The organism is Bacillus sp. P4_D3 (assembly GCF_056401855.1).
The window spans coordinates 1-10364 of record NZ_JBFUIN010000091.1 but is presented as its reverse complement, the minus strand read 5'-3'; the positions used below and the strand labels follow the sequence as shown (position 1 = coordinate 10364).

7 protein-coding genes and 5 pseudogenes are annotated in these 10364 nt (G+C 36.4%); all 12 read right to left on the bottom strand.

Features of this window, described 5'->3' with window-relative positions; genetic code table 11:
• A pseudogene (locus tag AC1DTM_RS12580) lies at window positions 1-152 on the bottom strand (DnaD domain-containing protein); the annotation flags it as partial.
• Between the two features lie 196 nt (window positions 153-348).
• Window positions 349-619, bottom strand: a pseudogene (locus AC1DTM_RS12575) (nucleoside triphosphate pyrophosphohydrolase).
• Between the two features lie 53 nt (window positions 620-672).
• Window positions 673-1417: pseudogene (locus AC1DTM_RS12570) on the bottom strand (MerR family transcriptional regulator).
• A gap of 8 nt (window positions 1418-1425) precedes the next feature.
• Window positions 1426-1677: a hypothetical protein gene (locus AC1DTM_RS12565; RefSeq protein ID WP_477000285.1), complete on the bottom strand. Its 252-nt coding sequence runs from the start codon at window positions 1675-1677 to the stop codon at window positions 1426-1428.
• A gap of 3 nt (window positions 1678-1680) precedes the next feature.
• Window positions 1681-2019: a magnetosome magnetite crystal formation protein family gene (locus AC1DTM_RS12560; protein ID WP_477000283.1), complete on the bottom strand. Its 339-nt coding sequence runs from the start codon at window positions 2017-2019 to the stop codon at window positions 1681-1683.
• Window positions 2020-2315: 296 nt separating this feature from the next.
• Window positions 2316-3302 (bottom strand): PD-(D/E)XK nuclease family protein, encoded by a 987-nt coding sequence (locus tag AC1DTM_RS12555; RefSeq protein WP_477000282.1) that lies wholly within the window; start codon window positions 3300-3302, stop codon window positions 2316-2318.
• 26 nt (window positions 3303-3328) lie between these two features.
• A complete protein-coding gene (locus tag AC1DTM_RS12550) occupies window positions 3329-5773 on the bottom strand; it encodes a DUF2357 domain-containing protein (RefSeq protein ID WP_477000284.1) in 2445 nt (814 codons plus the stop codon).
• Window positions 5748-8285, bottom strand: a complete 2538-nt coding sequence (locus AC1DTM_RS12545; protein ID WP_477000281.1) for an MrcB family domain-containing protein — start codon at window positions 8283-8285, stop codon at window positions 5748-5750. The genes AC1DTM_RS12550 and AC1DTM_RS12545 overlap by 26 nt, the downstream gene beginning before the upstream one ends.
• A gap of 88 nt (window positions 8286-8373) precedes the next feature.
• Window positions 8374-9348, bottom strand: a complete 975-nt coding sequence (locus AC1DTM_RS12540) for a tripartite tricarboxylate transporter substrate binding protein (protein ID WP_477000280.1) — start codon at window positions 9346-9348, stop codon at window positions 8374-8376.
• Window positions 9345-9497, bottom strand: a pseudogene (locus AC1DTM_RS12535) (DNA-binding response regulator); the annotation flags it as partial. The pseudogene AC1DTM_RS12535 and the gene AC1DTM_RS12540, both read right to left, overlap by 4 nt.
• 36 nt (window positions 9498-9533) lie before the next feature.
• Window positions 9534-9665: pseudogene (locus tag AC1DTM_RS12530) on the bottom strand (Two-component sensor kinase citS); the annotation flags it as partial.
• 141 nt (window positions 9666-9806) lie between these two features.
• Window positions 9807-10364: RNA-guided endonuclease InsQ/TnpB family protein (locus AC1DTM_RS12525; protein WP_477000279.1), on the bottom strand; the 558-nt coding region annotated here is incomplete at its 5' end.

The window sequence follows — 10364 nt, the reverse complement described above, 5'->3', positions numbered from 1 at the left end:
TCAGCTAACCGCTTCGGAAACGGAAAAATCCCGCACTGCGTCGTCTTCGAACAAGTTAACAAATACACATAAAAATACCGCTCCTCCGGCGTCAAATCCAAAACAAAATCATCCTGCCAAAAATTCACCTGCACATTACGATACACCGCCATCAAAGTTCCTCCCGTCTCCATTCAAAAATGAAAATTCCCTCTATGTACTATATATAGGAAGGAGGTCCGGGTTTTTGGCGTGTTATTTCAATTTTTTTTTGACTACTACTACGGTGTTTGTTGTTGTTTTTGTTTTGTTGTGTTTTTTCTTAGTGATTTATTACTTGGTAGGGGCTTGCAAGGGGTATGTAAGGGGCTAGTTGTCGGTTACTTCGATTAGTAAGACCCGATCTGAGAAGCCGCCTCGTTCTTCTGCTTTCTTTTTTCGGATGTTGTTGATTTCTTCTAGTGTTGTGCCTTCGTGTTCGGCTAGGGCGTTTATTAGTTCTAGTAGGTCGGATAGTTCTTCTTGTGTTTTCTTGCAGATTTCGTTTATGTATTCATCTTTAGGTAGAATTCTTGTTGTGGTTGTTGTTTTTTATTATTTGCGGGATTTTGTCTCGGATTAGTTTGTTGTAGGTTGGCATGGGGGGTTCCTCCGTTAGGTTTTTCTTTTATTATAATGGAAGAAGCAGTTTAACTAGTTGTTAAACTGCTTTGTTGTTTTTTTTATATAGTTTTCTTCTTCGGTGGTGAAGAGGATTGGGAATTCGGATAGTGGGAGGTTTGATTGTTTAATTATACTTTCTATCTCACTTTGAGATTTATTTAGATGATTTGTTATTTCTTCTATTAAATTGAAGAATTTCTTCAAGGTAACTTGAACGTCTTGATGATTCGGATCCTTCTCCTCTTTCTTAAATTTTTTTAACTTCCCTATCACATCCATAAATCGCCAATCAAACTTTTCTTTTAAATCCTTATCATTATAAAACACTTGAACACTATCCTTTGAAAAGTGTTCCTCTAGCCATTCTTTATTTTCTTTCTCCCATATAAAAGTTTGCAGAAACGCAGAGAACAAAGCGATATCCACTCGTTCTTCCTTTTGAAACTTCTTCGTCATCTCATCCATATGCGAAAGTACCTTCGCAATTCTTTCTTGTTCTGCCAAAAGCAATTCCCTTTGAAAATGCATTTGTCTTAAAAATTCTTCCGTCTCTATATCACGATGCAATATAATATTTTGAATTTCCCCAAGCGAAAAACCGAGATGCTTAAACGATTGAATTGGTTGCAGCACATACAAATCATCTTTCGTATATAACCGATGCCCGCCCTCAGTATAATCGCTCGGCTTTAATAAATTAATCTTGTCATAATAACGAAGCGTCCGCACCGTAACATCCCCGAACACTTGCAAACTCACTAATCATCCACGCCATATCATCACCTACTCCGCTAACTTCTCTTTCACATACTGAAGCATATGAGAAAAACTCATCCCATTCTGCCTACAATATTGAAACAAACCTACAAAAAGCAATAAAAAAGGAACATTACCTCTATAACGATTTTCATACTCACTAATACCATCATAAAAATACTCATATTTTCTTTTTCGTAAGGCTATATAAATCGCAATAAACAATACTGCAACTATGATAAAAATTCGCTTCCCCTTTATCTTCACTTCTTGTTTTATCGCCTATTCTCCTTCCAATGCATACTTATCTTCTTTAAATAACGGAATTCGAATGAAATAACGATATGGTTCGTCGYGTATTACTTTCCACGCAACAATGATCACTTGAACTACCTCAAAGGTAAATACGATCCAAAACAAAACATCACTAATACGCGAACTAATATTAAATAGAAGAAGGATTAACAAATGAAAGTTGAATGCTTTTCGGCAATGGTATTTGTACACCTCATTTTTACGTGCCAACGTGATGTACATGAGTAGTGGTGAAAAGATTCCTATTGCGGCTGAGAGTAGGAGCATGATGATGGTGTTTCTTTTTTCTTTTGTGGTGGTTTTCATGGTTAGTTTTGTCCCCCTTTTTATTTTGTTTCTTTAGGTTAGGGGGTGACGTTGGGGGAGGTGCAAGGGGATTATATAGAAAGAATTTGGTATCACTAATATAGAGGTAAAATAAGACCTTTACCTTGACAGGGTGGAGGTCATCATTTAGAGTTTCGCATCCACGTTATTTACAAATAAAAAGAAGAGCATATACCTCATATGCTCTTCTTCCCATAGCTAACAATCCACTTTATCCGACTAATGTTTATCTAATTTATTTCACAATTACATCTATAATTTAATAACATGAACTATTAAACATCCATCATTTTTAACAATTTCTCCACTTCACCTAAAACTCCCATCGTTCCAGGAATATCAATTCTCCCTTTTCCATCTCCCACTCTATAATCCCTCACCACAGCAACCGTCATATATCGCCCATTACCAAACCTAGGTTTCTCCACATTGAAAGAATAATTATGACTTCGTTCGATTAGCGCTTTACTCCACTTATCCCTAAGTTCTTTTCTTCTATCCTTATGAGCAACATGTATTTTAAAACATAAACGTCCTTCTTCTAACTGCAAATACTGCTTACAATTATTATCTTCTTGTTCATTCCACCATAAGGCATAGAATCCACCATTCGGATTAGCTACATACCCATATTGACCTTTGATCCCACGTTGCTTTAGTTCCTCATAAAACCCTTCCCAAGCTTCACCTTTCCACTCACTTAGCGGAAGCGTCTCATATGAACTATATTTTTGATCTATTTCCCTTAAATAAAGATAGTAATCTAAAAATATTTGATCTTGAACTCCTCTATCTATATTCTCTTGTAAAAATTCAAGCATATGTTTTCTTGTAAACAACATATATTTTGCGTCAATTACTGCTGAATAATCACTTTGATTACCTATTTTATAGTAGATCGGTAATAGGTCGCTCTCTTTGTATTCTTCTAGTTTAACCACTTCTTCATAATAACGCTTTAATTGATTAGAATGTTCTTTTGTATACGTTTTATCTTCAATTAAAATGGCCTGTTTACCGTTAATTTCAATAAGTATATCTAAACCCTTAAATTGTTTCGTAATCTTAACTTCTTTAATAACAGCTGGAAAGGTCTTTTTATGTAAGTCATATATTCTTCTAATAAAATCTATACCAGCTTCATGTAAGCATTCATCAATTTCTTTATAGATTGGGTTCGCCCACTCTACTAGCCAACAAATAAAAGCATCTTGCGACAACTCACTCGTTCCATATGAAAATAAATTTGGTCTCTTATCCATTATTTAATCCCCTTTGTATCTAAGTACTACTCCCTAACATTTAGTACCTCTAAAACCTCCCTAAACAACACCGATCCTCTCCCAACAACCAACTCCAAAGGAACTTCTTTAACTAACCCATCTCTCCCCACCATAACAACCCCACTCTCATAATCAACCCTAATCTGAACATCCTGCACATAATAACTCTTAATAGAAGAAGCCTCATCTAAATTGCGATGATCCAACTCAACCTTAACCTGTTTCGTAAAACGACACAGCGTTTTCCAAAGTGTTCGTTCTTCCTTTGATTTCATGAAGAGTTCCGGGAGTTCTTGTACTTCTTTTAATAACGACATAGTTGTTATTGTGTAGTTCTGAATTCCATATCCTACTGGGCGGATAAGGTGGTCTAGTTTGTTCCATGGCTCTAGTTCGAAATGTACATAATCATCGTTTTGTGGCATTTGAATATGCTTGATTTTGGCGACGTATTGAATTCCGCCTTTTTCTCCATGCCATTTTTTCGGTGCATATAATGCTATGTACTTTGCTTCTTGCCATCCTGGTTTTAATTGTGTGACTGGTAGCTGATATACGCCGTTTTTTCTATATATTTCATAGTCACTTTCAGTTTTTACGCTGCCTACTAATACTTTTTCTTCTATTGAAGAGTGCCATTCTTCTTTTGTTCCTCTTGGAAGGATGCCTTCTCTTATAATTTCTTCTGGGCTTTTTTCAATGAGATGGTCTAGAAATTGTTCGACTAGTCTTGTTGCGTTTGGTAAGAATGGAAAGCCACCGATATTTACTTTTTCGATACTTTTATAAAATGGATGGTTCTCGTACGCTTCCTCTTGGTTCCATGGGAATAATACGTACGCTCCGTAAGCTGTCCGCTCAAAAGGTCCCTCTTGTTCCACAACTAATGCATCTCTGTAACGGTGCATTGTATTAATGTCTTCTTCCATTGGACCCGGGGTGCCATACTTCCTTTTATAATGAGATCTTTCAGCAAAATCAATTCGGTATTTTGCATCAAAAATGTATTGATATTGATAGTTCTTTCCCTTTTTCTCAATAGCGAGCATCGTATCTGGTTTTTGTGTAACTGTTGGTAGTCTACCGTTTCTTTTCTGGAAATAAAGCTCTATTACTTCATCAGTGACTGGATGCTTGAACGCTCTTTTTGCAGTTTTACTTTCATCAAGCGTTACGTATAAACCATCTTGTTTAACTTGAATAACGTCTTGATGGAGCGGTATATATTTTTTGGATAAAATTTGTCCAAGCTTTAAATACGTCCAGTATTCGTATAACCTTGCGACATCTTTTACCGACATTTTGAAAATTTGTCCTCGTAATGTTAAACCGCGCGATAGCATTAAGAAGATTTGATACGCATCTCTATATCCTGCTGCCATTTGAATAACGAGTGAAAAGACTGATCGATCTAATTTTCCGATTCCTCTCCAAAATGGATCGTTCAATTCATTTTTCATTCGATACTTCATATTTTTTACACGTTCCAGCAAATCTTCATCCGTTTCACCACGTGTATATCTAGACTTTTGTTCTAGCACCTTAAGTAAATCATCTATTTTATGTACAACTCTTTGAATCATCCATTTAACAAATCGATTTTCTAACGTATCATAAGACACTTCCTTATAAGCTGTAATCCCTTTAGTCGGTATACTGTTTTCTCCTTGCAGCAAGTGTGGTCGCTTTCGTAAATAATTCATTCCGACAGAATCCAATTTACGAATTTTTTCTCCTCGTACAAGTTGATGTCTAGTCATAAGCGTATGATGTGGTTGTCTTTTAATGTGAGAGATCGACTTCATAAACCGCTCAAAGGAATCATTTAAAATACGATAAAACTCACTCTTCGATGGGTTTGTAGCGTAAATTGCAGATGCTCCTAAGTAAGTTCTCTTTAGTAAATGAAACGCTAAATTATAAATCTCATCATTTACTTCATCTAATAAGGCTCTGTAATCATCCTTATAATCAAGTTTTGCCGGGAAAACTTCAAATGTAACGGTTAATAAAGTATCTTTATCATCTTTAATTTCGAACGTTGTATTTCCTACTTCATTCGGAAACGAAAGATTCCCCATTAACACATGAAGTGAACCCATTTGAATGGAACTAACTTGCTTTCGAAACCCCGGATGTTCATGATAAAAAGACAGCTGTCGATTATTTTTAGGAACAACAACAAGCTGATAACTTCTATTTTCAAAAAAAATTGGCGGATGTTCGTTCCATTCATCCAATCTCTTCAATCTCGCATCAAATACAGAAACGGATTCCGTCTTCCCATCTACATGAAAATACATCATTTCATCCGCGTTCATAGCGTGATATTCTTTTAAACTCTCGTATTTTTCATGATAAGGGTTTCCTTTAATCGTCAATGATAGCTCCTCTGTTTCAATCTTAACTAGCTCTATTTCATTATTAGATCCAGAAAGAGGTGAAACCATCATACTCGAACCTCCTTAACATATGAGACAACTTGTTAGCTGAACGAGGATACTTAGCATATGAAGTGTCATTATTGCCGCTATCATATTCTTCATTTGCACATAATACATACAACTGCTTTAATACCTCTTCTGTTCGTCCATCGCTCCCTGCAAGACGCGGTAAAATCTTTTGATATATTTGATAATCAAGCGCTTCATCAAACGATAATAACTTTCCTTTTTCGTTGTATGCCATATAGAAACAAATTTCATCCCGTATACGATATCCAACTTGAGCTCCAACTGATTCAAGTGTTTTATTAATTTCTATTAAAATAGTTGAGATATTTCTCACAAGATCTTCGTTTTCTTTAAAGCATTCTTTTAAATGAAGATACTTGGTTGCTAAAGAGCTATTAGAAACAATTTCAGCTTCCTTCTCTTCCATATCCATTAAGAAATTAAAATAATCTAAGTTAACGGTATTAAATTCAATTGTATTCGCACGATCTAATACTTTCTTACTTAACGGATGTGTCGTTTCATCCATGTTTACCGTTCCGATAATATATACATTTGATGGGATCGTAATGTGCTTATTTGTAATTGATTCTGGAAGCACTGGTGACGTAACAATTTTTCCATCTTTCCATTTACGACTCTCAATTACACTTAAGAAATCACTAAAGTAGTATTCCACTCGAGCTAAATTCATTTCATCTAACACTACAAAATAAGGTCTGTTTGGATTTGAATCTGCAGCTTCAAGCACCTTAATTAACGGTCTTTCTTGAAACTCCCCTTGAAGGTTCACATACCCAAGCAAATCAGAACTATCACTCCAATCAGGTCGAACCGGAATAAGCGTAAATTGTCCATTTTCTTCCGTTGCTCCTAAACTTTCCGCAAACCACTGAACAATTTTCGTTTTCCCTGTACCCGAAATACCTGATAAAATTACAAACGGCTTCGTCTTTAATGAAAGGAAGAAATTAATAAGATCCTTTTTCTCATAAAAGAAACCTTTACTTTGAATATAAGAAGACACATGATCGATAATTGATTGCTGATCTAAATACACTTCTTTCCTCTCATAAATCATTTCATATTTCGTTCCTTCTTCTTTATAAGCTATGAATCCCTCATAATAGCGAAGCATTTCTTCTAGGTCCTCTACTAACTCTTTTTCACTTGGCATTTTATTAGCATCGTACGCAATATAAGCCGCTGTCGAATTCGCATATCCTTTCGCTTTTAGACTTGTCCCTAGGAAGATCTCGTCATCTTTTTTCACCTTTTGAGACATATGTATTTGTTCACGAATCTCTTCTTTAATTTTTTGCATCTCTTCTTTAGTTGTTTCTGTTACACCTTGTCCAATGGTCAAATATAATCGTTGCATATCTTCGCTAAATAAATAGACGATATAATAGCCTCTCTGTGTCGATGTTGTAATATCTCTATGCATTAGGGCGATCCACGGAACTGTTGCCCAATTCCCTTTTCCAACCGATCCTATCACACTGTACTGCTTCTCATTTATAAATGGTAACCGAATGATCTCTGTTGCCATATCATTTCGGACTGTTAATCCTAATTTATGTCCTGCAAATTTTTCTGTTTTTGCATCCAAATATTCTTTCATTATCTTTAAAAAGCCTTCACGTAAACTACTACTCATATTACCGCCCTTTTCTTCATTCTTTTTTATGTATTGTTCGGCTGGAATCCATTCAGCATTAATTACTTCCAATTGCTCAAACCACATTAAGAGATTATGTGTACGCTCTTTCGCTACTGATTCTACCATTAAATTATCTCCTCTAGAGTTTCGGACAATTGTCATCGCTAAATCMACTAAAGTAGCTTTCTTGGCAGCCTTCGGATACACTCTTAAAAGATTAAGTACAAACAGAGCAATTTGAAAATACTCCTGCTTTAAAACTAGCTTTCGAATAACATCATTCTTACTCTTTTCTCCAATGTATTCATTTAATAAAGACGTATCAATATCATGATTATCATTTAAAAATCCCAGTAACCTTAAATCTTGTCTTCCTTTAGATTTAACTCTATACAAATTACCATTAATGTGATCACTTAAATTTTTCGGATCGTACGTATTGTTTATTACCTCTTCCAAAAATCCAACAACTTTATGATACTGCTCACATGGCAAATTATCAGTTTGGAATTCTTTAAATGTAATAGCTCTCGATTCCATTACATTCACAAATGGAATCTGCGAGAAGAAAGCCACCAAGAAAGTATCACTTTTACTTGCTTGTCCAAAATCCTCACTCTTTACCGTACGCATAGCGATAAATTTTCTCCAAGCATTCTTAAGAAGTTCAAAGCTCACTTTAAAATAAGATGTTGCTTCTTCCTTTACATATTGCTCGCGTGAAAGTTTAATCTCAACGTCTAATCCTTCATCATCCTTGTTTATAATTAAATAATTTTTTTCACCCTGGATATTTTCAACTTGCTTCGTTGATTTAGCCAATTCAATTATGAGTTGCTCTAACATTTTCATCCCCACCGTTACAATAAATTACAATTACTACTATTTTACCAAACTATGTATAAAAGAAAAATCATACGCCATACCGTATGATTTAATAATTTCTATTATTCCCCACTAGCTCCCCATACTCCTGACTACTCTCCTCCAAAAACACCCTACTCTCCCCACTACCCTTATAAAACCCCTCCCAACCACTCTCTCTCAAAATCCCCTTCCAACTATCACTCTCAACCATCTTCTTAATAATACTATCCCAATAAGCAACCTCTTCCTCAGTCATATCCTTCGGTCCCATAATTCCTTTCCAGTGCTGAAATACAACGTCGATTCCTTGTTCTTTCCACGTCGGGATTTCTGGTAATCTGTCTAGCCGTTTTTCTGAGGATACGGCTAGTATTTTTATTTTGCCGGCTTTGTATTGTTTTTCGGCTTCGGATAGGGTCATTGTTGCGGCGGTGACTTGTTTGTTCGTTAGGGCGTTTATGATTTTTTCTTTGTTTTCGTAGACGAAGAATTCCAGTTCTGCAGGGTCCATGCCGAATGCTTTGCTTACTTGTACGAAGGATAGGTGATCGTCGTTTCCTAGGCCAGGGGCAACGCCGATTTTGAAGTTTTTCTTGTCTTGTTTTAGTTGTTCCATTAGTTCGTTTGCGTTTTCTATGTTTGAGTCTTTTGATACGACAACGACTTCCCAGTCTGACGCTAATGTTGCGAGCGGTGTGAAGTCTTTATATGTCAGTTTACTGTGGCCTAGTAAGTTATTCGTTATGAGTAAGCTTGAGTTAATCGCAAGTACGTGACCGCCTTTTTGTTTCGTATATTTCCATCCAACATCACCGCTGCCACCTATTTTGTTTGTGACAGTAATTGGTTTTGTGAAGATTTTTTCTTCTGTCAGCGTTTTTTGCATCGCTCGCGCTGTTAAGTCCCATCCCGCTCCTTGAACGTTTGGCGCAACGATTTCTACTTTGTCTATGTTTACTGTATTCGTTTGAGGTTTTTCCGAAGAACAACCGGCTATTACTCCTGTTATGATCCATATACATATTAATAATCGTTTTTTCATAACCCTCGTCCTATGCGATATTTTCGTTCTGGTCGTCCGATAATGCCATATGTGTATTCTACTGTGCATTCGTTTGTCGCTACTAATTATTCTAAATATCTTCTTGCGGTTGTTCTGGAGGCACCCATTTGTTCTCCCATTTCTTCTATTTGTTCCCGGTATAGCGCTGCGATTTCATTCGGCTATAAACTGAGTGTATCTTTACGAATGCTACCTGCTAAAAGAATGCCACCAACAATGCCGGCTAATAATACCGCTAATGAGAAGAGTATGATTTCTTTTGTTCTGCTCAGTATGTTAGATTCAATACCTTTTAGTGAACTACCCACCACTTAGTATCTCTTACGAGCTTACCCCAAAGTGGGGGCTTCTCGGTTCATCGCTACTTTTGATAGCTAACGAATTTGTCCTAGGACAGCCGAGCTAACTCCCTTGTTCCAAAGGTTATTTCTCATGATTTATATCAATGCTAATAACCGCATGGCTTCCTTTTTGATATTGATAGCTGCGTTATAGTCACGACTGATTGTGAGTCCACACGAACACGCATACATGCGTTCACATAATCGCAGTTCTTTTTTATTTCCACAACGACTACACATCTTTGTAGAAGGAAACCATTTATCTATTTTTACAAGCTGTTTTCCTTGTTCTTGTAGCTTATATGCTAAAAATGTCGTGAACATCCGCCAACCGTTGTCCGCTACACTTTTACCAAAGCGTAGTGCTCGTGACATTCCTTTCATATGTAAGTCTTCAATTGCTACAGCGTCAAAACTCGTAGCTAATTCTTTAGACTTGTGATGAAGGAAATTTTTACGTTGATTGGCGACTTTTTCATGCAACTTCGCGACACGAATGCGTTGTTTATTCCAGCGCTCCGAATCTTTCACACGTCTTGCTAATACTCGTTGCGCTTTTGCTAATTTGTCTAATATCTGACGATAAAAGCGAGGATAATTGGCTTTCTCATCTTCGCTACTCACATACAATTCAGCCATTGCGAAGTCTAATCC

What these genes read in the sequence shown, in the direction of transcription:
- AC1DTM_RS12540 (WP_477000280.1), bottom strand. Translation starts at nt 9,348, where the DNA reads ATGAAAAAACGATTATTAATATGTATATGGATCATAACAGGAGTAATA.
- AC1DTM_RS12555 (WP_477000282.1), bottom strand. Translation starts at nt 3,302, where the DNA reads ATGGATAAGAGACCAAATTTATTTTCATATGGAACGAGTGAGTTGTCG.
- AC1DTM_RS12550 (WP_477000284.1), bottom strand. Translation starts at nt 5,773, where the DNA reads ATGGTTTCACCTCTTTCTGGATCTAATAATGAAATAGAGCTAGTTAAG.